Genomic DNA, 25,648 nt, shown 5'->3' with positions numbered 1-25,648 from the left:
CTTGCGACAGGGGCGTTTTTATCGGCGTCGAGGACGGGAAATACCCGTTATCAACCGGCCCGGCGTAACAACCAGACCCCGGCCAGGGCGCACACACCCGCCGGCACCAGCACCGCAAACAGCGGCGAGAAACCGAACACCAGGCTCGAAGGCCCGAGCAGATCCTGGACGATGCGGAAGGTAAAGCCCACCAGTACGCCAGTGAAGACCCGCTGACCGAGGGTCACCGAGCGCAGAGGACCGAAGATGAAGGAAATCGCCATCAGTACCAGCGCGGCAGTGACCAGCGGTTGCAACACCTTGACCCAAAATGCCAGCCAGTACCGGCCATTGTTCAGGCCCTGATCCGCCAGGTAGTGGATGTATCCCCACAGACCGGTGATCGACAGCGAATCCGGCGACATCACCACGGTACTCAGCAACTGCGGGCTCAACGCCACGTTCCAGCGCTCGACCGGAGTCGTCACCACTTCAGTGCTCTTGTCATGGAACAGCGTGGTAGTGACATCGCTCAACTGCCAGTGATCCTTGTCGAACTCCGCACGCTTGGCGAAGCTCGAGGACAGCATATGGCGCTGATCGTCGAAGCGATAACGGGTCACGCCATACAGCAGACCGTTGGGCTGCACCGAGTTGACGTGGATGAACTCGTCGCCCTGACGGTGCCACAGGCCATGCTTGGCGCTTTGTGCATCGCCACTGCCCTGAGCCAGCGAGCGGTTGGCCTGCGCCGTGCTTTCGGTCGCCGGCGCGATGTACTCGCCGATCAACAGACCGACCAGCATCAGCACCAGCATCGGCTTCATCACCGCCCAGACGATCCGCCCGACCGACACGCCCGCAGCGCGCATGATGGTCAGTTCGCTGTGGCTGGCCAGACTGCCGAGGCCGATCAGGCAGCCGATCAGTGCCGCCATCGGCAACATGTCGTACAGACGGCGCGGTGCCGTCAGCAGGACGTAGCTCAACACATCGACCAGGGTGTAGGTGTCGCTGGCGTCACCCATCTCGTCGATGAAGGCAAACAGTGTCGCCAGGCCGAGAATGATCCCCAGTACCGCCAGGATCGCGACGAAGACGCTGCTGCCGATGTAGCGATCGAGCTTAACCACGGGCCACCTCCAGCGCGCTGCGGCGACTTGCCCGCTTCAACTGCAAGGGTTCCCAATAGAGCAGCCCCAGGCCGATGGCCAGGAAAATCCCATGAACCCACCACAGGCCCAGCGCAGGCGGGATCTTGCCCTTTTCGAGGGCGCCGCGAGCGGCAATCAGGATGCTCAGATAAGCCATATAAAGAAGAATCGCCGGCAACAGCTTGAGGAAACGGCCCTGGCGCGGATTGACCCGCGACAGCGGCACCGCCATCAAGGTCACGATGAAGACCAGCAACGGCAACGACAGTCGCCATTGCAGTTCGGTGCGAGAACGCAGGTCGTCACTGCCGAACAAGGAACTGGTGGGCATTGCATCACGGTCGGTGACTTCGCTGCTCACGTCCGGTTTAGGCAGCAATACGCCGTATTCGTCGTACTTGATTGCACGGTAGTCGGCCTGCCCCGGGTTACCGTCGTAGCGATAGCCATTGTCGAGAATCAGGTAGCGGTTACCGTCGGGACGGATTTCCTGACGGCCCTTCTCGGCCACCAGCACGGAAATCCCGCGATCCTTCTTGTCCGACGAGATGTTCTTTTGCGAAATGAACACGCCGCCGAGGTGGATGCGGTCATCCGACAGCGTTTCGGTGTAGGTCACCCGGGTTCCGTCGCGCAGCGCCTGGAAGCGACCCGGCTCAAGGGTATCGAACTCGGTCAGGGCGTCCTGTTTGTTCAGCAGCAACTGGAACTGATTGGCCCCTTGTGGCGCCAGGCTCAGGCTCAGCCAGGCGACAACCAGCGCAACCAGCGTGGCCGGAAACAGCGTCATGGTGAACAGACGTTGCTGGCTCATGCCCGTGGCCGACAGCACCGTCATTTCGCTTTCGAGGTACAGGCGACCGTAGGCCAGCAGAATCCCGAGGAACAGGCCCAGAGGCAGGATCAGCTGCAGAAAGCCTGGCAGACGAAAGCCCATGATCAGGAACAGCGAGCCCGGATCCAGAAGGCCGGCAGCCGCCTGGGCGAGGTATTTGATGAAGCGTCCGCTCATGATGATGACCAGCAGCACGGCGCTGACGGCGCTCAAGGTCAACAGGACTTCGCGGGACAGATAACGGAAGACAATCAAACCAGACACTCCAGGGTTGTCAGGCTAAGGCGGCCAAACAAGCAAACGTATCAGGCAGCACGCAGGGCAGAGCCGCCGAAAAAAGTTGGCGCATTATCCTGTGATTGGGTGCGCCTGTCACTGCGCACGCTCAAGCAGGCGGCTAAAGCGTAGAAGATCGTACAACCGAGGGTTGTCAGGCTCGGGGCCCGAGGTTCAAACTGCGGCCTTTGTCGCAAGCCGTGACTTGCGTCTTTCTATCTATAAGCAGGCTCGAGCGCAGGTCGTCGAGCACTGGTTGACCCATCACTCAGGGACCCCGACATGGAACTGGTTGTAAAAAGCGTTAACCCGGAAACGTTGAAAACCTCCACCCTGGTAGTCGCCGTCGGCGAAGGCCGCAAGCTCGGGGCCGTTGCCAAGCAACTTGACGAACTGAGCGGCGGCGCGATCAGCGCTGTGCTCAAGCGCGGCGATCTGGCCGGCAAAGTCGGCCAGAGCCTGCTGTTGCACAGCCTGCCGAACCTCAAAGCCGAACGCGTGCTGCTCGTGGGCGTGGGCAAGGACGAAGAACTGGGCGACCGTCCGTTCCGCAAAATCATCGCCGGCGTCCTCAACACCCTCAAAGGCCTGGGCGGCAGCGATGCCGTGCTGGCGCTGGACGAAGTCGTGATCAAGGGTCGCGACAGCTATGGCAAGACCCGCCTGCTGGCGGAAACCCTGGTGGACGGCGAATATTCCTTCGAGCAGTTCAAGAGCCAGAAAGCCGAACCGCGCGCCCTGAAGAAAATCACCCTGGTGACCATCAAGGCCGCCCAGGCTGAAGTGCTACGTGCCGTGGCCCACGCCACCGCCATCGCCAACGGCATGGCATTCACCCGTGACCTGGGCAACCTGCCGCCGAACATCTGCCACCCGACGTTCCTCGGCGAACAAGCCAAGAACCTCGGTAAAGAATTCAAAACCCTGAAAGTCGAAGTCCTTGATGAAAAGAAGATCAAGGAACTGGGCATGGGCTCGTTCTATGCCGTCGGCCAGGGCAGCGCCCAGCCGCCGCGCCTGATCGTCATGCAATACAACGGCGGCAAGAAATCCGAGAAGCCGTACGCACTGGTCGGCAAAGGCATCACCTTCGACACCGGCGGCATCAGCCTGAAGCCGGGCGCCGGCATGGATGAAATGAAGTACGACATGGGCGGCGCAGCCAGCGTCTTCGGCACCCTGCGTGCCGTGCTCGAGCTGAAGCTGCCGATCAACCTGGTGTGCATCCTGGCCTGCGCCGAGAACATGCCGAGCGGCAACGCTTCGCGTCCGGGCGACATCGTCACCACCATGAGCGGCCAGACCGTGGAAATCCTCAACACCGACGCCGAAGGCCGTCTGGTGCTGTGCGACGCCCTGACCTACTCCGAGCGCTTCAAGCCACAAGCCGTGATCGACATCGCGACCCTGACCGGCGCCTGCGTCGTTGCACTGGGTTCCCACACCTCGGGCCTGCTGGGCAACAACGACGAACTGATCGGCCAGCTGCTGAGCGCCGGCAAGGCTGCCGACGACCGTGCCTGGCAACTGCCGCTGTTCGATGAGTATCAAGAGCAACTGGACAGTCCGTTCGCCGACATCGCCAACATCGGCGGCCCGAAAGCCGGCACCATCACCGCCGCCTGCTTCCTGTCGCGCTTCACCAAGAACCTGAACTGGGCGCACCTGGACATCGCCGGCACGGCCTGGACCAGCGGCGGCAAGGACAAGGGCGCCACTGGCCGTCCGGTTCCCCTGCTGACCCAATACCTGCTGGACCGCGCCAAAGCCTGAAACCGATGACCTTGGGCGGCGTTACTCTCGAGTGACGCCGCTCCAGGCTCAGGAACCGCAATGACCAAAGTCGACTTCTATATCCTGCCCAGTGCCGATCCTTCGGCGCGACTGGATTTCGCCTGCAAGCTCACCGAAAAAGCCTGGCGCATGGGACATCGCATCTACCTGCATTGCAGCGATGTCGCCCAGCGCGACGATCTCGATGCGCGCCTGTGGGCCTTCAAGGGCGAAAGGTTCGTGCCCCACGGCCCCGCCGAAAGCGAGCCCGACGGTTTGATTGTGCTCGGACTTGGCGATGACTGCGGTCAGCATCAGGATTTGCTGGTCAACCTTGACCTGAAAGTCCCGGCCTTCGCCAAACAGTTCGCCCGCGTGGCGGAAGTGGTGGTCGAAGATCCGACGATTCGTGCCGCGGCGCGGGAGAGTTTCCGTTTCTACCGCGAACAGGGCTATCCTCTGCAAGATCACCGTTTACAGCGACTCTGAGCATTCCGATGGACACTCCAAAACCGCTGCAAAAGTCCGCGCACCTGCTGGACGACCTCGAGTCGATCCGCCAGTTGCTCGGCGATGACAACCTGCAACCACCTCTGCTGACCGACACGGTCGAGGACGGAGACCAGGAACAGATTCCGATGTTGTTCGACACGGTCAGCGCGTCTCAGCCGACCGTAGAACCGACTCCACCCGCCGCTGCCACCTCGCCGGTAGCCGCCCCCGGCAAGAACCCCGACGACCTGCTGCACCTGGACAGCGAACTGCGCGCCGCCGCGCAATTGATCATGCAAGACGTGATCGACGACTTCGCCCCGCACATCGAAACCGAAATCAAACGCCGCCTCAGCGCGCGCCTGGAACGGTTGTTGAGCCAATACAACGACTGAGCCACCTGCGGGAGATTCTATATTTGCCCCCCAAATATAGAATCTGGCTCCCGGCATTGGCACTCCTGATCGCGCACGATTGGGGGGGATCCACAAAATTCCGCTTGCCAGTTCGCCTTTTTCCAATAGGCGACTGAAGTTGAGTACTGTCGCTTCATCGAAAATCCCGATCCAGATGCAAACCCGAGAACGGACGCAAATCGTGGTTTCGTAAAGCGCATCTTCCACTGCCGGATCGCTGCAGCCCGAATAAAGGCGGACACTCCACCAATTCTGGACGTTTCTTTAAGAATGTCCCCTTTGGAAAATAACGCTCCATACAACAATTCGAATTAGTAGCTTAGTCCCCCCGTCAATTACCGCATCCGCCAACTAAATACTGTCAAAAACCGCTCAACAGCCAACAAATAAATCTGTTGATTATTCAACTAAGCCTTCTTATATTTGCCCTGCCTTAGCGCACTTGGGGCCGATCAGGATTCGACGTCGGTAACAAAACTCTAGGGGCATGCCGAGTGGGTAACAGCACTCGTAAATCCACTGTTGCATACTTGATAGTTGCCAAACTTGCCAACTACGGTGCTCCTGCAGTGAACGATTCCTTCTTCAAGGAAAAGCTCTACGCTTAAGCACTTCTGGCTGCCTCGGCGCCAGCAATCACAAGGGGATTTCTGTAAACCCGACCTGATTGTCATACAGAACAGAATCGCCGCGTAGTGTGCTGTGGACGTAACGGCTAAATATTACACAGCTCGCCCTTAGCACCCTGCCCCTCGGGCGGCGACGGGTTAACTCAATTGAACGGGCTAAGCATGTAGAACCGACAGCGGAGTACTGGCGGACGGGGGTTCAAATCCCCCCGACTCCACCAAATGAAGTCAACACTTCACCCATTTGCTGACAAATGTCATTGGCAGCGAAAAAGGTCATCTGGAGAGGTGACCGCCAGGTCGTCAGAAGTGATGACCGATTTAAAGCCATCCCTAGGGGTGGCTTTTTTTTTGGTTTTTTTACCGTACTCAAGAGACAACAAAAATAAGTAAGCCAATTTGATTGATGCTCTTTTCACAAGCAAACACATTAACCAAAAGACATACTTATGCTCTATACAATCAACTACTTTTCTGGAGGGATGGTCTACCGTCTCGATCAAGCCTGATGGCGAACGCCAGGGTCCCCTCTGAAACCCGGAGCTATCTGCCTCCTTTCCAGTGGTTGACGCCAAAAGGACGTTCCGACAAATCCCGTCGCCCAAATCACCCTGCGCCTGTCTGCCCCCGCTCGCCCTGTGCCCCATGCCCCGCTATACTCGTCGGCTTTTCCTGAATTAATGCCAATAGGGTCCCGCCGCGCATGGATAAGACCTACCAGCCGCACGCCATTGAAACTTCCTGGTACAACACCTGGGAGTCAGAGAATTACTTCGCCCCGCAAGGCGCGGGCGAGTCCTACACCATCATGATCCCGCCGCCGAACGTCACCGGCAGCCTGCACATGGGTCACGGCTTCAACAACGCGATCATGGACGCCCTGATCCGTTTCCGCCGCATGCAGGGTCGTAATACCCTGTGGCAGCCGGGTACCGACCACGCCGGTATCGCCACGCAAATGCTGGTGGAACGCCAACTCGAAGCCCAAGGCCAGAATCGTCACGACCTGGGCCGTGAGAAATTCCTCGAGAAAGTCTGGGAATGGAAGGATCAGTCCGGCGGCAACATCAGCCGTCAGATCCGCCGCCTCGGCTCGTCCGTGGACTGGGGTCGCGAGCGCTTCACCATGGACGACGGCCTCTCGGAAGCCGTTAAAGAAGCCTTCGTACGTCTGCACGAAGACGGCCTGATCTATCGCGGCAAGCGCCTGGTCAACTGGGACACCAAGTTGCACACGGCGATTTCCGACCTCGAAGTGGAAAACCACGACGAGAAAGGTTTCCTGTGGAACCTGAAGTACCCGCTGGCCGACGGCGTGAAGACCGCTGAAGGCAATGACTACCTGATCGTCGCGACCACTCGCCCGGAAACCATGCTCGGCGACGCCGCCGTGGCCGTTAACCCGAACGATGAACGCTACAAAGCCTTGATCGGCAAATTTGTCGAGCTGCCGCTGGTCGGCCGCCGCATCCCGATCATCGCCGACGATTACTGCGATCCGGAATTCGGCACCGGCTGCGTGAAAATCACCCCGGCCCACGATTTCAACGACTATGAAGTCGGCAAGCGCCACAACCTGCCGCTGCTGAACATCTTCGACAAGAACGCCGCCGTGTTGCCGGCCTGTCAGGTGTTCAACCTCGACGGCACGCTGAACGAAAGCATCGACGGCAAGATCCCGGCCGAATACGTCGGCCTCGACCGCTTCGAAGCGCGCAAGCAAATCGTTGCGGCGTTCGATGCGGCCGGCCTGCTGGTCAGCGTCAACGATCACGCGCTGAAAGTGCCGAAAGGCGACCGTTCCGGCACCATCATCGAGCCGTGGCTGACCGACCAGTGGTACGTGTCCACCAAGCCGTTGGCCGAGCCTGCAATTGCCGCCGTTGAAGACGGCCGTATCCAGTTCGTGCCCAAGCAATACGAAAACATGTACTTCTCGTGGATGCGCGACATCCAGGACTGGTGCATCAGCCGCCAGCTGTGGTGGGGCCACCGGATTCCGGCCTGGTACGACGAGTCGGGCAAGGTCTACGTCGGTCGCGATGAAGCCGAGGTGCGGGCCAAGAACAACCTCGGCCCGGACGTTGCGCTGCAACAGGACAACGACGTTCTCGACACCTGGTTCAGTTCGGGCCTGTGGACGTTCTCCACGCTCGGCTGGCCTGAGCAGACCGAATTCCTTAAGAAATTCCACTCCACCGACGTGCTGGTGACCGGTTTCGACATCATTTTCTTCTGGGTTGCCCGGATGATCATGCTCACCATGCATTTGGTGAAAAACGAAGACGGCACACCGCAGGTTCCGTTCAAGACCGTTTATGTGCACGGTCTGGTGCGAGATGGCCAGGGCCAGAAGATGTCCAAGTCCAAGGGTAACGTCCTTGACCCGCTGGACATCATCGACGGTATCGAGCTGGAAGATCTGGTGCAGAAACGCACCTCCGGCATGATGCAGCCGAAACTGGCGAAGAAGATCGAGAAGCAGACCCGCGAGGAGTTCGCCGACGGCATCGCCAGCTACGGCACCGACGCCCTGCGTTTCACCTTCTGCTCGCTGGCGTCCACCGGTCGCGACATCAAGTTCGACATGGGCCGCGTCGAAGGCTATCGCAACTTCTGCAACAAGATCTGGAACGCCGCGCGCTACGTGCTCGACAAGGGCGAAGACTGCGGCCAGAACGGCGAAGCCTACGAGCTGTCGCTGGCGGATCGCTGGATCATCTCGCAGCTGCAACGCACCGAAGCCGAAGTGACCCGTCAACTCGACCAGTTCCGCTTCGACCTCGCGGCACAAGCCTTGTACGAGTTCATCTGGAACCAGTATTGCGACTGGTACCTGGAACTGTCCAAGCCTGTGCTGTGGGACGAAAACGCGCCGGTTGAACGTCAGCGCGGCACACGTCGCACGCTGGTCCGAGTTCTGGAAGTTGCCCTGCGTCTGGCGCACCCATTCATGCCGTTCATCACCGAAGAGATCTGGCAGCGCATCGCGCCGCTGGCCGGTATCGAAGGCAAGACGATCATGCTGCAGCCTTGGCCAGTGGCCAATGAAGAGCGCATCGATCCGGCGGCCGAGAACGATATCGAATGGCTCAAGGAACTGATGCTCGGCACGCGCAACATCCGTGGCGAAATGAACATCGGGCCAGGCAAGCCGCTGAACCTGTTCCTGAAAAACGTCAGCGCCGAAGATCAGCGCCGCCTCACCGAAAACGAAGCCCTGTTGAAAAAACTGGCGCGCCTCGAATCGATCACCGTGTTGGCTGCCGGCGAAGAAGCACCGCTGTCTGCCACCGCGCTGGTGGGTGAGATGGAAGTGCTGGTGCCGATGGCCGGCCTGATCGACAAGGACGCCGAACTGGCACGTCTGGACAAGGAAATCCTGCGTCTGCAGGGCGAAGTCCAGCGCGTGGGCGGCAAGCTGTCCAACGCCGGTTTCGTCGACAAGGCCCCGGCCGAAGTCATCGAGAAGGAACGCGCCAAACTGGCTGAAGCTGAACAGGCTTTGGGCAAGCTGGCCGAGCAGCACGCGCGGATTGCCAGTTTGTAACGGCAGATCGCAATGGAAGAGGGAGGCCCGAGTGGCCTCCCTTTTTTGTGCCTGCTCCGTTATTCCAAGCATCGAAAATCCCCTGTGGGAGCAGCCTGCTCGCAAAAGCGGTTTGTCATTCAACATTGATGCTGGCTGACACGGCCTCTTCGCGAGCAGGCTTGCTCCCACAGGGGTATGGCGCTGTTATTCACAATTGCGTTCACAACAGCTGGATGTGGGACAATACCCGCCACTTTTAGCCATACCCGAATCGACCACGCCCATGACTGCCCCCCGCACACCCCGCCCTGCGCGCAAGAAGCCTGACTCCGCCACCCCGGCCAAAACCGTGGAACCGCGTGAAAAGGCCAGCCTGCACCCGCGCAATCGCCATCAAGGTCGTTACGACTTCCCGGCGCTGATCAAAACCACGCCGGAACTGGCGAAGTTCGTGATCATCAATCCGTATGGCAAGGAAAGCATCGACTTCGCCAGCCCGGACGCGGTGCGGGTGTTCAACCGGGCGCTGCTCAAGTCGTTCTATGGCATTGCTCACTGGGACATTCCGGCGGATTACCTATGCCCGCCGGTGCCGGGCCGTGCTGATTACGTGCATTTCCTGGCCGACCTGCTGGCCAGCGTCAACGACGGCGAAATCCCGCGTGGCGCGCCGGTCAAGGTGCTCGATATCGGCATGGGCGCCAACTGCGTCTACCCGTTGATCGGCTACAGCGACTACCGCTGGCACTTCCTCGGCTCGGAAATCGACCCGACGGCCGTGGCTGCCGCCAAAGCCATCGTCCAGTCCAACGGGCTGAACAAGGCCATCCAGTTACGCCAGCAGACTAACCCCAAGCACATTCTGCTGGGCTTGCTCGAACCCGGCGAACGTTTCGACCTGACCATGTGCAACCCGCCGTTCCACGCCTCGATGGACGAAGCGACCAAAGGCAGCGAGCGCAAATGGCGTGCACTGGGCCGCGCCGACCCGAAACGCAAACTGCCGGTGTTGAACTTCGGCGGGCAATCGGCGGAATTGTGGTGTGAAGGCGGCGAAGCGCGTTTTGTGACGCAACTGATCGCCGAGAGCGCGCATTTCCAGCACAAAGTGCTGTGGTTCAGCACCCTGGTCTCGAAAGCCTCTAACCTTCCGGCGATTCAGACGGCGCTTAAAAAGGCCGGCGTGCTGGAAAGCCAGGTCGTGGAAATGTCCCAGGGCCAGAAGCAAAGCCGCTTCGTTGCCTGGACCTTCCAGACCAAATCCGAACAGCAGGTGTGGCGCGAGCGCTGGATAAAGAAAAGCTAACTGAATACTCCAGCCCTGTGATGAACCTGTGGGAGCGAAGCCCGCCCCCACAGGGATCTGCGGTGTTTGAAGAATTCAAGGTACAAAAAAGCCGTGCCCGGATCACTCCGGAGCACGGCTTTTTTTTACTGCGTCTTACTTGTTAACAGCGTCGGTCAGGCCTTTGGCCACAACCAGCTTGATAACTTTCTTGGCAGCGATTTCGATGGCAGCGCCAGTCGAAGGGTTGCGGCCGGTACGGGCAGGACGCTCAGTCACTTTCAGTTTGCCGATACCTGGCAGAGTGATTTCGCCGCCGTTTTCCAGCTGATCGGCAACGATTTGGCCCAGTTGGTCCAGAGCGTTACGCGCGGTGGTTTTTGGCGCGTCGATAGCTTCAGCGATGTCGGCGATCAGTTGGTCTTTAGTAAGAGCCATGTAGTGTTCCTTCCCTATCAAATTCATATGGATTGCAGAGTGCAGTGTCAGCCATCGAGCCCGATCTTCTGGATCTGGCACCCTCGGCCAATAACCACGGGATCGGGGTTATAGATACCGAAATCAGGGTTTGGTTCGACCTGACAAATGCTGAATGCACGCTTAACGCAGTGACTTCGCGTAAGACGGGGCAAAACTAGCACAGAGACGGGGAAATATCCGCCTCTAGCTACCCATTTGGTCAGCTTTATTGCTCTAAAACAGGAAAAAAACGCACAAGGCCCGCCAGACGACTGCGAATTGTCGTTCGCACCGCGCCAAAACCAGTGGTTGCGGTACACTTGGCACTTTTTCGGGAGCCTGCCCTGCTCTCTCCAACCAGCCGCTTCAAACAGCCGAGAAGCCCATGCCGATCCGTCATTGCATCGTCCACCTGATCGACAAAAAACCCGACGGCACGCCCGCAGTTCTCCACGCTCGTGATTCGGAACTGGCCGAGTCCAGCGCCATCGAGAACATGCTTGCCGACCTCAACGAGAGCTACAACGCCAAGCAAGGCAAGGCCTGGGGTTTTTTCCATGCCGAGTCCGGGGCGCATCCGTTCAGCGGCTGGCTGAAGGAATACCTCGACGGTGGCAAGGATTTCACGGCGTTCAGCCGTGTGGCGGTGGAACACCTGCAAAAGCTAATGGAAGAATCGAACCTCTCTGTGGGCGGCCACGTGCTGTTTGCGCATTACCAGCAGGGCATGACCGATTACCTGGCGATCGCGCTGCTGCACCACAGTGAAGGCGTTGCAGTGACCGATCAGCTGGACGTGACACCGTCCCGCCACCTCGACCTGGGGCAATTGCACCTGGCGGCGCGGATCAACATCTCCGAGTGGCAGAACAACAAGCAGTCCAAGCAGTACATTTCGTTCATCAAAGGCAAGAACGGGAAAAAGGTTTCGGAGTACTTCCGCGACTTCATCGGCTGTCAGGAAGGGGTCGACGGCCCGGGCGAAACCCGCACTCTGCTCAAGGCCTTCAGCGATTTCGTCGAAAGCGAAGACCTGCCGGAAGAGTCCGCCCGCGAGAAAACCAAGACCCTGGTGGACTACGCCAGCAGCCAGGCCAAAATGGGCGAGCCCATGGGCCTCGAAGAGCTGTCGGAGCTGATCGACGAAGAACGCCCGAAGGCTTTCTACGATCACATTCGCAACAAGGACTACGGCCTGTCGCCCGAGATTCCGGCGGATAAACGCACCCTGAACCAGTTCCGCCGTTTCACCGGCCGCGCCGAAGGCTTGTCGATCAGCTTCGAAGCGCACCTGCTGGGCTCGAAGATCGAATACGACGAAGAAGCCGGCACGCTGATCATCAAAGGCCTGCCCACCCAGTTGACTGACCAGCTCAAGCGACGCAACTGATGCTCGGCAGCGTACTGAAGAAATTCCTGCTGATCCTGCTGGTGGTTGTCGTCTATCAGAACTGGGGCAAGATCGAGCGGGTGTTCAACCCCTCGCAGGTGGTATCGGAGCAAACACAGGCAAAGGCCAGTGTCGTGCTCTACGCCACCGAGTGGTGTGGTTACTGCAAACTGACCCGGCGCTTTCTTGACCAGAAAGGTATTCCATACAGGGAGTTCGACATCGAGAAAGATGCCGAGGCGCGCAAGGCTTATGAAGCGCTGGGTGGCGGCGGGATTCCGATCATCGATGTGAACGGGACGTTGATTCGCGGGTATGACCCGGATGCAATCCTGGCAGCCCTCAAATAACCCGACTGCCCTCACCAAATCCCCTGTGGCGAGGGAGCTTGCTCCCGCTTGAGTGCGCAGCGCTTACAAAATAGTTGGGCCTGCTGCGCCGTCCAGCGGGAGCAAGCGCCCTCGCCACAGGTGTGTGTGGTTTATCAGCTTTTTTCGATGCTGAACCCAAACCGCGGAAAGTGCACATGCACCACGCCGCCACGTTCGTCTTCACGACGCAGAATCAATTCTTCCCTGCCCGCAAACAACAACTCCCCGGCCACCGGATCAACGCCATAATCGGTCGCGGCGATGACCACCTGCTGACCCGCCTCAAAACCATTCGGTTCATCAAACTGCTCATCCGGCAACGCGGCCGGTGTCGCATTGCGCGCCACGTCCAGCGCCTCTTCGGACGTCATTTCGCTGGACGCGCCATGACCGAAGCCCATCACCCGTCCCAACCACGCGGAAACCGCCGGATAAGCATCGACCAACGGCGCGGTCACCGGCGTAGCCTTGAGGAACCACAGACAATGAGCCAGGGCAAAGTCGGCAATCGATGGCTCGCCTAACAGGAAATCACCCTGCTCGCGCTGAAGCTGTTGCTCCAGCCGCCCCATGATCGTCGGCCATTGATGCCGGGCTTGCTCAGCGGACAACCGGGTAGCGCTGCCACCGCTAAACAGACCGGCGCGATCGGCGATGAACGCCTTGATCGCTTCCGGTGGCATATTGCCGAAGCGCACGGCAATCGATTCCGGTTGAAACACCAGGCTGACCGCATGCTGGAACACCACCGAATCGGCCCAGGCGGCGAAGGTCGCCGCGATCATTTCCTGACCTTCCGGGAAGAACGCCGGCAGGGCTTTTTCCTGCTCCAGACGACGGGCGATCAGCGCGGTGTCGCAATAAATATCAGCGCCAATCTGCAACACCGGGGTCTTGCGATAGCCGCCAGTCAGGGCCGTCAGATCAGGCTTCGGCATCACCGGCGAAATGTTCACCGAGCGCCAGGACAACCCCTTGAAGCCCAGCAGCAAGCGGGCCTTTTCAGCGAAAAGGGACGTCGGGTAATGATGAAGAATCAACTCTGACATGCTCGGCTCCGCCGCACGGAAAATGAAGCCGCAGCTTAACGCGCATTCAGCGAGCATCCCACCCATCCGCCTGATGGGGACTTATCACTCAGATTGATAAGCCGGCAGCAAACGTCGCCACCAGGCATTCCTTGGCGCTTTTCTTGAGTTTTTTGATCAGCCGCTCCTGGCGTAGCGCTTCGCTTTTATCGCGACAGACTTCGGTATAGACCAACGCCACGGCCGGACTGGAAAGGAAAAATCGCGCGCCTTTGCCGCTCTGGTGAGTGGCAAAGCGGCGGACGGGATCGTCGCTGATCCCGCAATAGAGCGAACCATTCTCCGCACGAACGAGGTAGACAAACCAGGGTTTGCTGACGGGCAGCGGTTCGGCGGCAAGAACGGAAGATTCGCTCGGGTTGTTCACGTGACGATCAAGGCTTGAAAGGAAACAAGCCGCGATCTTATCAGCGACTGGCCTGAAATGCCTTCAGCCCCTTCAACGCCTGAGCGCGAACGGCGTTTCTCACCAAAGGCGTCCAGCCCAGCAGCAGGCCCTTGAACCCCAGCGCCTGACGCGACCAGGTCCACAGATCGAAACTGTCGTGATGCTCGCAGATCTTGCCGTCGCGAAACACAAAGCGTGCCTGAATGTCATTGACCACGGTGTTGCCGGTCTGGCTGAACAGGTACGTCGCCACCCAATGTGCACCGCCGGTGCGTTCATCGCTGCGCACGTTGTCGAAGGTCAGGGAAAAATCCTTGGCCCGGGTGGTGAGCATGCGCCACATGTCGCCCGCGTCGCGCCCGCGCAATTGGCCGAACGCCGGGTCACTGAACACCACGTCATCGGTGTAGCAGGCGCTCATGGCTTCGGCATCGAGGCGCTGGAAGGCCTCATAGAACCGGGTGATCAAGGCGTTGTGGGCATCACTCATGGGCAAACTCCGGACGTTCAAAAGATGGCCTGCACGATAGTCTGCAAACACTGGGAAGACCATGGGCATTCGTGGCGGGAATACCGGGACTGCCCAATTGCACTGCGAACCTAATGCACCATGCCACTCTCACGGGCATAGGCAAACAGGTCCACATCCGTAGAAATACCCAGCCGCTGCATGGCCATGCTTTTCTGTTTGCTGATGGTGGAAACGCTGCGTTTGAAGTAGCCGGCGATTTCACTGACGGTCATGCCGCTGGCGAGCATTCTGACCACTTCGTGCTCTTTTGCGGAAAGCACGGCGGAACTCGACTGAGCCAGAGCGTCCGCCTGAAGCAGCGCCGTGCGCAATGACTCGCTGATATAACGGCGCCCTTCACCCACCGATTTGATCGCCAGGGGCAATTCCTTTGCCGACGCGCCTTTGTCGATGATCGCCACCACGCCTTGTGCGAACGCCGCTCTCAGCGTGGTGACGTTGGCAAACATCGTGACCAGAATGATCGGCGTTGTCGGGTAGCCACGTCGCAAGCGGCTCAGCATCTGCAGCCCGTCGGCCTGCAGGTTGCCCGGCATGCAAAAGTCGGTGATCAACAGATCACAAGGCGTCGTGCACAGCAGACTCGACAGACTGTCGGGCCCCTCCGCCTCCCCGACCACCACACATGTCCGGTTCAGATCGACGAGCATCCGCAAGCCGATACGAACGACCGGATGGTCGTCAGCAATGATTACGCGCATTGTCGGATTTATCCTGTTTGGTGACTGGAATGCGCGAAAAATAGCGCCGTCCGGGTCCTACCACAACGCCCTTTTCCGAGTGAAAAGCCACCTCACCCAATGTAACCGGGGGCCTGTTCTTTCTCCTATGAAACAAAAAGAACCGCCCTACATTTGCAGGCTACATCGGCGACACAGAAGGACTACAGACAACGCTACGCAGCAGGGCGATTTTTAACCCGCAGCACTCTTTCATACACCGGCCCCTCCGTTTTCGTATTAGTTGCATTCCGCCTGGCGACCTCGACCGATAGATTGCGCCCTGTCCGTATCGGGCAACTCCCAATCATCGCTCATCAAGGAAGAGCCATACATGAACACGCGTTTATCCCTTCTGACCGCTGCCTTGCTGCTGACCGTTTCCTCATCCGCCTTTGCTGCCTCCAGCACGGACCTGACCGTGAAAGGTCTGATCACTCCGAATGCATGCACGCCAGTACTGGCCGGGGGCGGCATCGCCGATCACGGCAAGTTTTCCGTACAAGACCTCAATCCCGACAAACACACTTACTTGCCTGAAATAATCATGCAAATGACAGTGAACTGCGATGCGGCTACGCCGTTTGCCATAAACCCGATTGATAACCGTGCAGGCACAAGCACTGCGGGCAATTACTTTGGCCTGGGGCTGATCAATACCCACGAAAAGCTGGGCCACTTTCGCGTTGTTCCGCGCAATGTGATGGCGGACGGCACCCACGCTCAAGCCATTCTCTCCACTGATGGTGGCGAGACCTGGCTTAAGGAAGGGTCTGCGGCATTCTGGGGGGCCAACAACATCTGGAGTGTCGGTGCTCCGGGTGCCGTCATTGCTCCCATCGCGATGAAGGAGTTGAACCTTGATCTCCATGTGCGTACCGGCATCGCCCCCGCTAACAGCCTGACCCTGACCGACGAAGTCACACTCGACGGCTCCGCAACCCTCCAGATCAAGTACCTGTAACCCTCCGTCATCAACGAGCAACGCCTGGCACACAGCGTTGCCCGCTCACTCAAAGGACGACCCATCATGGAAAGATGCTCCCTCGCTCTATTGGTCCCACTGTTGATCGCCTGTGCCCCCGTGGCCTTCGCCGCCAGCAGCACCGACCTGAGTGTCACCGGCCTGATCACCCCGAGCGCCTGCACACCCAGCCTGTCCGGCGGAGGCATCGTCAACCACGGCAAAGTCACGGTGAAAGACCTGAGACCGGACCAGCCCACGGCCCTGGACAACGGCACGCTGTACCTGGAGGTGAATTGCGATGGCGCCACGCCGTTTACCCTGACGACGATCGACAACCGCGAAGGCACTTCCGCCATCCACCCCAATAGTCACGGGCTGGGGGCCATCAACGACGACCAGAACCTGGGTAGCGTTGCACTGGGCCTGTTCGATACGGTGGCCGATGGGGTCGCGGTAAAACCCATCATTTCCCTCAACAACGGTGCCACCTGGCGAGTGTCCTCCTACCTGGGGCATGCCGGCCGGACCGGGTTCGCGGCGCTTAGCGACCTGAGCACCCCGATTGCCATCAAGGATTTACGCGCACGGCTTACGGCGTTCACCACCATCGTTCGCGCGAACGACCTGACGCTGACCGACGAAATCCCCATCGACGGGCACGTCACCGTGCAACTGAATTACTGATCGGCCGGTGTTTCCGGCTCCATTTTTTCGAACATTCAACGAGACACGTCATGACGATGTTTTCCAAAGTCACCCGTCATCTGTTCCATTCCGGCCTCGGCGCATTTGCGCTGCTGCTGACCGCACACGCTCAGGCCGACGGCATGGTGCCGAACACCTCGGTGGTTATCGTCAACGAGGCTGACGGCGAAGCGTCCGTGTCCGTGACCAACACCGATGCCAACCTGGCGTTGATGCACGTCACCCTCGAAGACATTGCCGAAGACAGCGAATCGCTGGTGTTCGTGACGCCACCGCTGGCGCGCGTCGAAGCGGGCAAAACTCAATTGGTGCGGTTCATTCTGCAGTCGGAAAAACCTTTGCTGACCCAGCGTTTGAAACGGGTGATCTTCGAAGGCATACCCCAGGGCAAAGCACCCGCCGAGGCGGGTCAGGCGCGGGTCGGCGTGACGGTGCGGCAGAATTTGCCGGTGATCCTGCACCCCAAAGGCCTGGCGCCCAATCGCACGCCATGGACCGACCTGCAATGGTCGCTGAAGGACGGTCAACTGACCGTGCGCAATGACACGCCGTATGTGGTCCGTCTGGGCCAGGAAGTGCAATTGTTGCCGGCGGCGAGCAATGCGATGTTGCCGAAAACCTACGTGCTTCCCGGTGAGCACATCAGCATCAAGGTGCCCGAAGGCGCCGCCACACAAGTGCGTTTTCAACCGGCGACGGTTTATGGCTTCGCGGTGCCGCATTACGAGGCGCCGATCCAGTCCTGACAGCGCCATGAAGAAACCGTAAGCGCCAATGTTTTCAAGGCGACGGCTCAATGGCCGTTGCCCCTGGCGTACCTGTAATCCCGGTACGCCGCAATAACCCAAGTGAACCCGATGACCACAGTATCCATTTACCGTGACGGCGAAGCCGTGCCCGTTATTCGGGGCCGCGCTCGCTCTCATCCATGGCGGCGGACCCCATTGGCGTTGCTGCTGAGCAATGCGCTGATGATGCTCGACGCCTACGGTGAGGTGTCGCTGCCGGCGTCGTTCGACAAAGACACGTTGCTGCAGCGCGGCATCGATCCGGCGCTGGCGACGTTGCTGATGCAGGCGCCGCAGTTCACGGCCGGCCGCCACCCGGTCACGCTCACCGTCAACGGCCAGCGCCACGGCCGGGTCGACGTCACGTTCGATCGCGAAGGTGCGTTGTGCTTTGATCGCACGCTGCTCGATGCGGCGAACCTTACGGTGCCTGCGCTTACGCTGGACGATAGCCAGTGCCACGATTTCCTGGGTAGCGCGCCGCAGACCGTCATCGAACCGGACCCTGCCAACCTTGCCCTGTCGTTGATCGTGCCCACCGACGCGATACGCCCCACTGCCCGGGATTTTTCCGGCTATCAAACCGGTGGTGTCGCCGGTTTGATCAATTATGACGTCACCGGTTTGCACAGCCGTTCTGGCGACAGCACCAACCGCTATGCCTCGGCCAACACCGAACTTGGCTTCAATGCCGGTGACTGGATCGTGCGCAGCCGTCAGGTACAGACCTGGCAGGACGACCTGTCCACAACGACTCATATTGCGGCGTACGCCCAGCGTACTTTCGCCAGCCAGGAAGCGGTGCTGCAGGCGGGTCAGATCAACCTCTACAACCCGGTGCTCGCCGGTGCGCAGATCACCGGTGTGCAAGTGCTGAATGAACAAGCACTGCAAGTCGAAGGGCAAAGCGCGGTCATTGAAGGGATCGCCAACAGTCAGGCCCAGGTCGAGGTCCGCCAGAACGGTTCGCTGATCCATTCCACGGTGGTGCCGGCCGGGCCGTTCGCACTCACCAACGTGCGCCGACTCAACACGCGCTCCGACGTGGAAGTCACGATCAAAGAGGACGATGGCAGCGAGCGCAGTTTTACCGTGCCGGCCGCAATGTTGGGGATCGGCCTGCCCGCGCCCGGTTATTCGCTGGGCGTCGGTCAGGTGCGCAGTGTCGGTGACGCGCAGGAGGGTGATCCCTGGGTCATCAGCGGCGGCTGGAGCGGTGCGCTCACCCCGCAAGTGTTGCTCAGCGCGGGCCTGACCGGCGCCGCCGACTATCGCGCGGCGGGCGCCAGCGTCGGCCTGCTGCCCTCGCCCGTCACCCAGGTGCAAGCCACGCTGACCGGCGCGGACGCCGCTGGCAAACAAACCAGTCAGGGACTTCAGGCGGACCTGAGCGTCTCGCATCGTTTGAACGAGCAGTGGGCGCTCAATGCCGGCAGTTCTTACCGAACCATGGGCTACCGGGAACTGGAAGAGGCGGTGCTCGCCAGCACGTCCGACCACAACCCGTCCCGTTACCGCGATCAGCAAAGCGCAGCCCTTTCGTGGTCGCATCCATGGCTCGGCGCCTTCAGCAGCGGCTTCAGCCGGTCCAGTTCGTTCGACGGCCAAAGCAACAGCCGCGCCCTTGCCTCCTGGGGCACCAGCATCGCGGGGGTATCCGTCTCGGCAACCGCCGAATGGCAGGTCAGCGGTTCGAACCGCAACGATGACAGCGTCTACTTGAACCTCAGCATTCCCCTGGGCGAGAACCGCCGGGCGCGCACCTGGGTGCGCAGTTCCGCCGGCGAATACCGCAGCGGTGTCGGCTTGAGTGAGCGGGTCAACGATCAACTGGGTTACCGGGTTGGCGTCGAACACGACACGCGCAACAAACAGGTGCAATCCACGGCAGGCGTTTCGCTGCTGCCGCGCTACACCCAGCTCGACCTCAATTACACCCGCGCCGATGCGGAACGCTCCAGCTATCAGGCCAGCGCTCGCGGCGGCGCGGTATTGCACGGCGGTGGCGTGACGCTATCGCCGTACCCGGTGAGCGACACCTTTGCGCTGCTGTCGGTGGGCGACATGGGTTCGATCAAAGTGTCGACGCCCAGCGGTCCGGTGTGGACCGACTGGCAAGGTCAGGCGGTGATCCCGCAAGTGACGGCTTACGGCAACAGCCCGGTGGAAGTCGACACCAAAACCCTGCCGCGCAACGCCGACATTCATAACGGGCTGGCGGTGATTTCGGCCGGTCGCGGCGCCGTCGACAACGTTGAATTCGGCATCACGCTGACCCGTCGTGCCTTGCTCAAGGCCACCACCGCCAACGGCGCCCCCCTGCCGCGCGGTGCCGCGGTGAACACCGAGGATGGCGAGTTCGTGACCCTGGTGCAGGACGGCGGCCTGGTGTTTTTGCCCAACGCTCTCGACCGCCGCGCACTGTGGATCAGCGCGCCGGGGCTGGAGCGTTGCGAACTGCGCTTTGAACTGCCCACCGACGCCGACGCCAATGCGTACTACGAAACCGCCCCCGCCAAGTGCCGAGCCCTCTGAGGATGATTTCATGAACCTGTCGCGCTATCTGCTGCTGACCCTCGCGCCCCTGGCACTGAGCGGATTCACGCCACTGGCCTCGGCGTCCACCGACGACTGCCAGTTCAACCTGAGCCAGCCGGTGCTTGATTACGGACTGATGAACCGGGCGATACGGCCCGATGCCGCACTGGAGCGCAACCTCGGTGAACGCCGGCTCAGCCTGACCTTGAACTGTGCGCAGCCCATCGACATGAGCCTGTTCTACCGGGCGATGGCCGCGACCGCCGAACGCTTTCACTTTGCCGAACGCGGCAGCTATCAGATGCGTATTCACGATGCCGTGCTCGATGGTCAATCAGTCGAGATCGGGTTGATTGCCGGGGTCGGTCAGCTGCCGACAGAAACGGCGTCGAGCCTGATCTGGCGACCGAAGCACGGGGTTGCCCCGGTGCAGACCGGCGTGCCGGTGCAGGGGCGCAGTTTCTCGGCGCAGCTTGAGCTGACGGCCTGGGTTCAAGAGCAAGGCATGCAAGTGCGTGACGCGGTGACCTGGGAGGCCTTCGGGGCGTTCGACGCCGTCGCCGCCGGACGCACCCGCGAGGTGACCTTGCGCGCCCGCTTCGCTCCCGCGGCCTGCGAGCCGGTGCTGTCCAACGGCGGCTTGGTCGACTTCGGCACCCTGTCGAACAAAGACCTGCACGCCGACAAAGACACACGCCTGCCGCCCAAGTCGTTGACGTTGATGGTCGGCTGCGACGCGCCGGCGTCCTTCGCCTTGATCATGCATGACAACCGCTCGGGGTCAGCGACGCTCGACAGCGAGACCGACTACGGCCTGGGCAAGGACAGCCGCGGCAACAGGATTGGCCGTTTTTCACTGCGCGTGGACCCGGCCAACGCCAATGCCGACGGCTTCGCCCGCCTCTATCGAACCGACTCCAGCACCGCCGGCATGGCCTGGAGCACCGGCAGCGCCAGCCCGGCCGCCATCGGCAAAAGCCGCTACATGGCGTTCACCGACAACACCGGCAGCGGCGCCGGCCCGGTGCTGATCCAGAACCTCAGCACCACGGTGACCGTCGACGCCGTCATCGCCCCCACCAACAGCCTCGACCTGAGCAGCGCCATCGATCTCGATGGCGCGGGAACGATCGAGATTATTTACCTGTAACACCCAACCCGATCCTGCTGGATCCGGGACGCACCTGAGCGTCTCGGGGCAGTCAGGGCACAACCTGAGAAGTGAGTAAACAATGATTAAAAAGTACTTTGCAGCACTCTCCGCCACGGCGCTGATTGGCGTTGCGCCTTATGCGCTGGCGGCTTCGAGCACTGATTTGACTGTCACAGGCCTGATCACGCCGAACGCTTGTACACCTTCGCTTTCCGACGGGGGAATGGTCGATGTCGGCAAGGTGCAGGTAAAAGATCTTAGTCCAACACGGTACACAACAGTCGGCAGTCAGCCGATGCAATTGACGGTTGCGTGTGATGCGCCAACTCCATTTGCAATAAACGCTATAGATAACAAAGCCGGGACATCAGCGTCCGACTTGTATTTCGGATTGGGCCTGACCAGCAATAATGAAAAAATAGGTTACTTCACGCCATTGATCCAAAGCGCTCTTGCGGACGGACAGCCTGCACACTCGATCAGATCAATTGATAACGGTGCGAGTTGGACGCGCATCTATCAGATTATTAAGAATAGCCTCACATCGACAAGCGTTGTCGGCACTCTCATTCCGATCGCCGTAAAGGATCTCACTGTGGAATTGATGGTTCAAACCGTCATTGCCCGCGCCGACAGCCTCACCTTAACCGACGATGTTGCTTTCGACGGTTCAGCCACATTTGAAATGAAGTACCTGTAAGCCGTGCTCCTTGCCCGAGGTCACGCTTCGGGCAAGGACTGATTCCGCTCCCCCCACACAGCGAAACCTGTCCCATGAAAAAGATTCCACACGCGCTGACGATGGCGTTCATCGCCCTGACGTCGCCACTCACCTTCGCCGCCTCGTCGACAGACCTGACAGTCACAGGCCTCATCACCCCGAACGCGTGCACCCCGACACTGGCCGACGGTGGCAACATCGACATCGGCAAAGTCCCTGCAAAGAACCTCAATCCAATCGCAAACACGGAAGTAGGCAACCACTACATGGCGTTCAACGTGAACTGCGATGCACCGGTCCTGTTCGCCGTGAAGTCCATCGACAATAAACCCGATACGAACATATCTTCCCCCCTTTTTTTTGGCGTGGGACTGACCCCCGCGGATGAAAAGCTTGGCTACTTCTGGCCATTGGTCGCCAACCTGCAAGCGGACGGTCTGAATGCGGCCGCCATTCGATCGACGGATGGCGGAGAAAGCTGGACCCGCGCCACCACCATCAATTCGAATGAGCTTCTGGCAACAAGCATTATCGGCACCACCACACCCATTGCAGTAAAGGATCTCTCAATGCTTCTGTGGATCAATACCTACATCGCTCGCGCCGACAGCCTGACCCTGAACGAGGAAGTGCCCATCGACGGCTCCATGACGCTTGAAATCAAGTACCTCCCCTGAGTCAACGCGCTGAGTCGCTCGAATGCCGGTTTCGGTCAAAAAGACCGGTTCAGCGCCGATGGGTGCCTGACACAGGCTGAACAAAATCAACGAAATGGATTTTCACAATGCAGCATTACTTCGCCGTACTTGCGACAACCCTGCTCATCAGCGCCACGCAACACACCTGGGCCGCGTCCACCGTTGACTTGACCGTCAAAGGCACCATCACCCCGCTCGCCTGCACCCCGATGCTCTCCAACAACGGCCTCGTCGACTACGGAAAAATCTCCCGGCAAGACCTCAGCGTCGACAAGCGCACACGACTGCGCGACCAGATGCTCGACCTCAACATTCAGTGCAATGCGCCCGCGCGTTTTGCCCTGCTGATGCGCGACAACCGCGACGGCTCGGCCCTCGTCAACAGCGAGATTTACTACGGCCTGAACCTCGACCACAGCAACAATAAAATCGGCTTGTATTCGCTGAACTTCGATCCGGCCAGCACGGTGGTGGACGACCTGACGCAGGTCTATCGAACCGACTCGACCACAGGCGGCAAAGCCTGGAGTTCGTCGAACACCCAGGCCATTCCGATTGGCTCCCGAAGCTATCTCGGTTTTACCGACAGCGCAGGCAGCAGCGCCGGCCCGATTGCCATTCGCAATCTGTCCAGCCGGGTGACGGTTGAAACGGTCATCGCGCCCACCTCCGAACTGGACCTGAGCACCGAGGTGCAGCTCGACGGCTCGGCGACCCTGGACGTTGTTTACCTGTAGTCAGACCTTTTCGCTGACCACCTGCACGTACAACGAACGCCCGGCACCGAGGCCGGCAAGGATGGCGCCAAGGCCGATTACGCCGAAGATCCAGCCTATGGCGTTCCAGCCGCCGGTCCAGTCATGCACGATGCCGACCGCGAACGGCCCCATGGACGCCAGGGTGTAACCGAAGCCCTGGGCCATGCTCGACAGGTTCGCCGCCACGTGCGAGTCCCGCGAACGCAACACGATCAGGGTCAGCGCCAGGCTGAACGTGCCGCCCTGCCCCAGACCGAGCAGAATCGCCCAGCCCCACAGGCCTTCGATCGGCGCGTAGAGGCAACCGAACAGACCGCCGAGGGTCAGCGCCATGACGATCACGATCGCCAGGCGCTGATCTTTGCCGCGCGTGGCCAGCCACGGTGCCGCCAGTGAACTGGCCAGTTGAATGATCACCGAACCTGACAGCACCAGGCCGGCCTGGGTCGGCGTCAGGCCGCGACCGATCAGGATCGATGGCAACCAGCCGAACACGATGTAGGCAAGGGACGATTGCAGGCCCATGTACAAGGTCACCTGCCAGGCCAACGGGTCACGCAACAGACCGCGCACCCGGTAGGCCACGTTGTGCGCGCCGTGTTTGTGCCCGACTTGCGGCAACCAGAACATCGCCGCGACCAGCGCCGGAATCACCCAGAAGCCGAGGCCCAGCGCCCAGCTTTTGTCGAAGTGCTCGCTCAATGGAACGGTTGCGCCGGCTGCCATTGCCGCGCCCAGGCACAACGCCATGGTGTAGACGCCGGTCATGGTTCCAGCGTGTTTGGCGAAGTCGCGCTTGACGATGCCCGGCAACAGAACGCCGATCACACCGATGCTCGCACCGGCCAGCACGCTGCCGGCAAACAGGCCGATTTCGCCGAATGAACTGCGCAGGATGATCCCACCCGCCAGTGTCAGAAGAATGCCCAACACCACGCGTTCAGCGCCGAAACGCCGCGCCAGGATCGGCGCCAGTGGCGCAAACAAGCCAAGGCAAAGGACCGGCAAGGTCGTCAGCAAACCGGCCTGCGCCGCCGACAGGCCGAGGCTTTTCGACACCTCGCTGAGCATCGGCGCCATGCTCGACAGCGCCGGGCGCAGGTTCAGCGCGACCAGAATCAGGCCCAGTAACAACAGCCACGGACGCCGCAGGATCGGATGACTCTGCTGGACCGCTTCATCATCGGCCTCGGCATCGATCAGCAGCTCTTCGAGCTCCGCCGTGCGTTTGGCTTCGTTGATGTGGCTGTTGCGGCTGGACATGGCGTTCTCGGTTTCAAGGTTCATTGATCAACTGCCTCGACAGGGCTTTGGCGCGTTCCGGGTCGCGTTGCTCGACGGCATCGAGCAGGTCGACATGCAGGTCGAACACTTCCTGACGGCGCGGCGTGATGCTCAAGGTCTGGCGCAATTGCGCGCCGACGACGCTGGAGAAGTAGCGATACAACTCGCTGAGGGTCGGGTTGTGCGCGGCGTCCACCAGGCGACGGTGGAACACCAGGTCGCAAGCGATGTAGCTGTCGAGATCGCCGTGATAATGATCGCCGCTGACGCTGAGCGCCTTGCGTAATTCGATGAGGTCTTCGTCGGTCCTGCGCAGGGCGGCAAGGCCGATGGCCTCGACTTCAAGGATGTGCCGTGTTTCCCGCGCCTGTTCGAGAGAGCAGCGTGACAACGCTTTCAGGGTGTCCAGCGGATCGATCACCGCCCGCAGATAACTGCCGTCACCCTGGCGGATTTCGATCAACCCGGAAAACGCCAACACACGCATGGCCTCGCGCACGGTGTTGCGGCTGATGCCCAGCTCTGCAGACAGCTCGGGTTCGGTGGGCAGACGCTGGCCGACGGTCCAGACACCTTCGGTGATGCGCAGACGCAATTGGTCCAAGGCCTGATCGACCAGGGATCGCTTAATTAATGGAGACATTTCTGACATTGGATTCGCCCTTTCATCCAATCATAGGATGAATTTTCTGACATGTTAGTCAGCTTGGCCCGACAG

General features: G+C 60.2%; 24 protein-coding genes, 1 other RNA gene and 1 pseudogene. 16 read left to right on the top strand and 10 right to left on the bottom strand.

Annotated elements, in window-relative coordinates:
* Nucleotides 1-50 precede the first annotated feature (50 nt).
* Together lptG and lptF are read right to left on the bottom strand one after the other, a co-directional pair.
* Nucleotides 51-1,112, bottom strand: coding sequence for an LPS export ABC transporter permease LptG (lptG, locus tag ACM6IQ_RS30190; protein ID WP_017340632.1), 1,062 nt, complete (start codon nucleotides 1,110-1,112; stop codon nucleotides 51-53).
* A complete protein-coding gene (gene lptF / locus ACM6IQ_RS30185; protein ID WP_017340633.1) occupies nucleotides 1,105-2,223 on the bottom strand; it encodes an LPS export ABC transporter permease LptF in 1,119 nt (372 codons plus the stop codon). The genes lptG and lptF overlap by 8 nt, the downstream gene beginning before the upstream one ends.
* Nucleotides 2,224-2,526: 303 nt before the next feature.
* Here lptF and ACM6IQ_RS30180 point away from each other — a divergent pair, with 303 nt between their 5' ends.
* From ACM6IQ_RS30180 to ACM6IQ_RS30170, 3 genes are read left to right on the top strand one after another with little or no spacing between them, the layout of a single operon-like run.
* Nucleotides 2,527-4,017, top strand: a complete 1,491-nt coding sequence (locus ACM6IQ_RS30180; RefSeq protein WP_414880558.1) for a leucyl aminopeptidase — start codon at nucleotides 2,527-2,529, stop codon at nucleotides 4,015-4,017.
* Nucleotides 4,018-4,077: 60 nt separating this feature from the next.
* Complete coding sequence (locus tag ACM6IQ_RS30175) at nucleotides 4,078-4,506, top strand: DNA polymerase III subunit chi (protein WP_414880557.1); 429 nt, start codon at nucleotides 4,078-4,080, stop codon at nucleotides 4,504-4,506.
* Nucleotides 4,507-4,514: 8 nt separating this feature from the next.
* On the top strand, nucleotides 4,515-4,904 hold the full coding sequence (locus ACM6IQ_RS30170) for a DNA polymerase III subunit chi (RefSeq protein ID WP_414880556.1): 390 nt from the start codon (nucleotides 4,515-4,517) through the stop codon (nucleotides 4,902-4,904).
* 93 nt (nucleotides 4,905-4,997) lie between these two features.
* Here the strand turns inward: ACM6IQ_RS30170 and ACM6IQ_RS30165 are convergent.
* Nucleotides 4,998-5,150: pseudogene (locus tag ACM6IQ_RS30165) on the bottom strand (transposase); the annotation flags it as partial.
* A gap of 219 nt (nucleotides 5,151-5,369) precedes the next feature.
* Here ACM6IQ_RS30165 and ssrA point away from each other — a divergent pair.
* The 3 genes from ssrA (at nucleotide 5,370) to rlmF (ending at nucleotide 10,392) form a co-directional block, all read left to right on the top strand.
* Nucleotides 5,370-5,775: a transfer-messenger RNA gene (gene ssrA / locus ACM6IQ_RS30160) on the top strand.
* A gap of 482 nt (nucleotides 5,776-6,257) precedes the next feature.
* The gene (locus tag ACM6IQ_RS30155; protein ID WP_017340638.1) at nucleotides 6,258-9,104 is read left to right on the top strand and encodes a valine--tRNA ligase; all 2,847 of its coding nucleotides are present in this window, start codon (nucleotides 6,258-6,260) and stop codon (nucleotides 9,102-9,104) included.
* A 265-nt stretch (nucleotides 9,105-9,369) separates the two neighbouring features.
* Entirely contained in the window at nucleotides 9,370-10,392 is a 1,023-nt protein-coding gene (gene rlmF / locus ACM6IQ_RS30150; RefSeq protein WP_414880555.1) for a 23S rRNA (adenine(1618)-N(6))-methyltransferase RlmF, read from the top strand.
* A gap of 135 nt (nucleotides 10,393-10,527) precedes the next feature.
* Here rlmF and ACM6IQ_RS30145 read toward each other — a convergent pair whose 3' ends face one another.
* Complete coding sequence (locus ACM6IQ_RS30145; RefSeq protein WP_007905514.1) at nucleotides 10,528-10,809, bottom strand: HU family DNA-binding protein; 282 nt, start codon at nucleotides 10,807-10,809, stop codon at nucleotides 10,528-10,530.
* 406 nt (nucleotides 10,810-11,215) lie between these two features.
* Here ACM6IQ_RS30145 and yejK point away from each other — a divergent pair, with 406 nt between their 5' ends.
* Complete coding sequence (gene yejK / locus ACM6IQ_RS30140; RefSeq protein ID WP_017340640.1) at nucleotides 11,216-12,220, top strand: nucleoid-associated protein YejK; 1,005 nt, start codon at nucleotides 11,216-11,218, stop codon at nucleotides 12,218-12,220.
* The gene (locus tag ACM6IQ_RS30135; RefSeq protein WP_017340641.1) at nucleotides 12,220-12,570 is read left to right on the top strand and encodes a glutaredoxin family protein; all 351 of its coding nucleotides are present in this window, start codon (nucleotides 12,220-12,222) and stop codon (nucleotides 12,568-12,570) included. Before yejK ends, ACM6IQ_RS30135 begins: the two co-directional genes overlap by 1 nt.
* Before the next feature lie 134 nt (nucleotides 12,571-12,704).
* Here ACM6IQ_RS30135 and ACM6IQ_RS30130 read toward each other — a convergent pair whose 3' ends face one another.
* The 4 genes from ACM6IQ_RS30130 to ACM6IQ_RS30115 form a co-directional block, all read right to left on the bottom strand.
* Nucleotides 12,705-13,640: a glutathione S-transferase family protein gene (locus tag ACM6IQ_RS30130; protein WP_031319108.1), complete on the bottom strand. Its 936-nt coding sequence runs from the start codon at nucleotides 13,638-13,640 to the stop codon at nucleotides 12,705-12,707.
* 88 nt (nucleotides 13,641-13,728) lie between these two features.
* Nucleotides 13,729-14,046: a GIY-YIG nuclease family protein gene (locus tag ACM6IQ_RS30125; RefSeq protein ID WP_017340643.1), complete on the bottom strand. Its 318-nt coding sequence runs from the start codon at nucleotides 14,044-14,046 to the stop codon at nucleotides 13,729-13,731.
* A gap of 40 nt (nucleotides 14,047-14,086) precedes the next feature.
* A complete protein-coding gene (locus ACM6IQ_RS30120) occupies nucleotides 14,087-14,557 on the bottom strand; it encodes a nuclear transport factor 2 family protein (RefSeq protein WP_017340644.1) in 471 nt (156 codons plus the stop codon).
* A 110-nt stretch (nucleotides 14,558-14,667) separates the two neighbouring features.
* Nucleotides 14,668-15,300, bottom strand: coding sequence for a response regulator (locus ACM6IQ_RS30115; RefSeq protein ID WP_414880554.1), 633 nt, complete (start codon nucleotides 15,298-15,300; stop codon nucleotides 14,668-14,670).
* 352 nt (nucleotides 15,301-15,652) lie between these two features.
* On the opposite strand from ACM6IQ_RS30115, the gene ACM6IQ_RS30110 reads away from it, so the two are divergent.
* The 8 genes from ACM6IQ_RS30110 to ACM6IQ_RS30075 all read left to right on the top strand — a co-directional run bounded on the left by ACM6IQ_RS30110 (nucleotide 15,653) and on the right by ACM6IQ_RS30075 (nucleotide 23,625).
* Nucleotides 15,653-16,282: a DUF1120 domain-containing protein gene (locus ACM6IQ_RS30110; RefSeq protein WP_017340646.1), complete on the top strand. Its 630-nt coding sequence runs from the start codon at nucleotides 15,653-15,655 to the stop codon at nucleotides 16,280-16,282.
* Nucleotides 16,283-16,348: 66 nt separating this feature from the next.
* Entirely contained in the window at nucleotides 16,349-16,969 is a 621-nt protein-coding gene (locus ACM6IQ_RS30105; RefSeq protein ID WP_031319109.1) for a DUF1120 domain-containing protein, read from the top strand.
* A gap of 50 nt (nucleotides 16,970-17,019) precedes the next feature.
* Nucleotides 17,020-17,736 (top strand): fimbria/pilus chaperone family protein, encoded by a 717-nt coding sequence (locus ACM6IQ_RS30100; protein WP_017340648.1) that lies wholly within the window; start codon nucleotides 17,020-17,022, stop codon nucleotides 17,734-17,736.
* A 111-nt stretch (nucleotides 17,737-17,847) separates the two neighbouring features.
* On the top strand, nucleotides 17,848-20,313 hold the full coding sequence (locus tag ACM6IQ_RS30095) for a fimbria/pilus outer membrane usher protein (protein WP_414880553.1): 2,466 nt from the start codon (nucleotides 17,848-17,850) through the stop codon (nucleotides 20,311-20,313).
* A 10-nt stretch (nucleotides 20,314-20,323) separates the two neighbouring features.
* Nucleotides 20,324-21,466, top strand: a complete 1,143-nt coding sequence (locus ACM6IQ_RS30090) for a DUF1120 domain-containing protein (protein ID WP_414880552.1) — start codon at nucleotides 20,324-20,326, stop codon at nucleotides 21,464-21,466.
* Nucleotides 21,467-21,548: 82 nt separating this feature from the next.
* Nucleotides 21,549-22,169: a DUF1120 domain-containing protein gene (locus ACM6IQ_RS30085; RefSeq protein WP_414880551.1), complete on the top strand. Its 621-nt coding sequence runs from the start codon at nucleotides 21,549-21,551 to the stop codon at nucleotides 22,167-22,169.
* Between the two features lie 74 nt (nucleotides 22,170-22,243).
* Nucleotides 22,244-22,867, top strand: a complete 624-nt coding sequence (locus ACM6IQ_RS30080; protein ID WP_017340652.1) for a DUF1120 domain-containing protein — start codon at nucleotides 22,244-22,246, stop codon at nucleotides 22,865-22,867.
* 107 nt (nucleotides 22,868-22,974) lie between these two features.
* Nucleotides 22,975-23,625 carry a DUF1120 domain-containing protein gene (locus ACM6IQ_RS30075; protein WP_414880550.1) on the top strand — a complete coding sequence of 217 codons (651 nt, stop codon included), beginning with the start codon at nucleotides 22,975-22,977 and terminating at the stop codon, nucleotides 23,623-23,625.
* Here ACM6IQ_RS30075 and ACM6IQ_RS30070 read toward each other — a convergent pair whose 3' ends face one another.
* Nucleotides 23,626-24,933, bottom strand: a complete 1,308-nt coding sequence (locus ACM6IQ_RS30070) for a CynX/NimT family MFS transporter (RefSeq protein WP_017340654.1) — start codon at nucleotides 24,931-24,933, stop codon at nucleotides 23,626-23,628.
* Entirely contained in the window at nucleotides 24,923-25,582 is a 660-nt protein-coding gene (locus ACM6IQ_RS30065) for a FadR/GntR family transcriptional regulator (RefSeq protein ID WP_017340655.1), read from the bottom strand. Before ACM6IQ_RS30065 ends, ACM6IQ_RS30070 begins: the two co-directional genes overlap by 11 nt.
* Nucleotides 25,583-25,648: the final 66 nt, after the last annotated feature.

The sequence above is a fragment of the Pseudomonas sp. IT-P100 genome (assembly GCF_949767185.1).
In the GTDB taxonomy this organism is placed as follows: Bacteria; Pseudomonadota; Gammaproteobacteria; order Pseudomonadales; family Pseudomonadaceae; genus Aquipseudomonas; species Aquipseudomonas fluorescens_B.
Note: the sequence above shows the minus strand (reverse complement) of the source record. Positions and strands in the feature narration are given on the sequence as shown.

What these genes read in the sequence shown, in the direction of transcription:
- ACM6IQ_RS30080 (WP_017340652.1), top strand. Translation starts at nt 22,244, where the DNA reads ATGAAAAAGATTCCACACGCGCTGACGATGGCGTTCATCGCCCTGACG.
- ACM6IQ_RS30145 (WP_007905514.1), bottom strand. Translation starts at nt 10,809, where the DNA reads ATGGCTCTTACTAAAGACCAACTGATCGCCGACATCGCTGAAGCTATC.
- ACM6IQ_RS30100 (WP_017340648.1), top strand. Translation starts at nt 17,020, where the DNA reads ATGACGATGTTTTCCAAAGTCACCCGTCATCTGTTCCATTCCGGCCTC.
- ACM6IQ_RS30115 (WP_414880554.1), bottom strand. Translation starts at nt 15,300, where the DNA reads ATGCGCGTAATCATTGCTGACGACCATCCGGTCGTTCGTATCGGCTTG.
- ACM6IQ_RS30095 (WP_414880553.1), top strand. Translation starts at nt 17,848, where the DNA reads ATGACCACAGTATCCATTTACCGTGACGGCGAAGCCGTGCCCGTTATT.
- ACM6IQ_RS30170 (WP_414880556.1), top strand. Translation starts at nt 4,515, where the DNA reads ATGGACACTCCAAAACCGCTGCAAAAGTCCGCGCACCTGCTGGACGAC.
- ACM6IQ_RS30085 (WP_414880551.1), top strand. Translation starts at nt 21,549, where the DNA reads ATGATTAAAAAGTACTTTGCAGCACTCTCCGCCACGGCGCTGATTGGC.
- ACM6IQ_RS30120 (WP_017340644.1), bottom strand. Translation starts at nt 14,557, where the DNA reads ATGAGTGATGCCCACAACGCCTTGATCACCCGGTTCTATGAGGCCTTC.
- ACM6IQ_RS30180 (WP_414880558.1), top strand. Translation starts at nt 2,527, where the DNA reads ATGGAACTGGTTGTAAAAAGCGTTAACCCGGAAACGTTGAAAACCTCC.
- ACM6IQ_RS30110 (WP_017340646.1), top strand. Translation starts at nt 15,653, where the DNA reads ATGAACACGCGTTTATCCCTTCTGACCGCTGCCTTGCTGCTGACCGTT.
- ACM6IQ_RS30075 (WP_414880550.1), top strand. Translation starts at nt 22,975, where the DNA reads ATGCAGCATTACTTCGCCGTACTTGCGACAACCCTGCTCATCAGCGCC.
- ACM6IQ_RS30065 (WP_017340655.1), bottom strand. Translation starts at nt 25,582, where the DNA reads ATGTCAGAAATGTCTCCATTAATTAAGCGATCCCTGGTCGATCAGGCC.
- ACM6IQ_RS30090 (WP_414880552.1), top strand. Translation starts at nt 20,324, where the DNA reads ATGAACCTGTCGCGCTATCTGCTGCTGACCCTCGCGCCCCTGGCACTG.
- ACM6IQ_RS30155 (WP_017340638.1), top strand. Translation starts at nt 6,258, where the DNA reads ATGGATAAGACCTACCAGCCGCACGCCATTGAAACTTCCTGGTACAAC.
- yejK (WP_017340640.1), top strand. Translation starts at nt 11,216, where the DNA reads ATGCCGATCCGTCATTGCATCGTCCACCTGATCGACAAAAAACCCGAC.
- ACM6IQ_RS30175 (WP_414880557.1), top strand. Translation starts at nt 4,078, where the DNA reads ATGACCAAAGTCGACTTCTATATCCTGCCCAGTGCCGATCCTTCGGCG.
- rlmF (WP_414880555.1), top strand. Translation starts at nt 9,370, where the DNA reads ATGACTGCCCCCCGCACACCCCGCCCTGCGCGCAAGAAGCCTGACTCC.
- ACM6IQ_RS30130 (WP_031319108.1), bottom strand. Translation starts at nt 13,640, where the DNA reads ATGTCAGAGTTGATTCTTCATCATTACCCGACGTCCCTTTTCGCTGAA.
- ACM6IQ_RS30105 (WP_031319109.1), top strand. Translation starts at nt 16,349, where the DNA reads ATGGAAAGATGCTCCCTCGCTCTATTGGTCCCACTGTTGATCGCCTGT.
- ACM6IQ_RS30070 (WP_017340654.1), bottom strand. Translation starts at nt 24,933, where the DNA reads ATGAACCTTGAAACCGAGAACGCCATGTCCAGCCGCAACAGCCACATC.
- ACM6IQ_RS30135 (WP_017340641.1), top strand. Translation starts at nt 12,220, where the DNA reads ATGCTCGGCAGCGTACTGAAGAAATTCCTGCTGATCCTGCTGGTGGTT.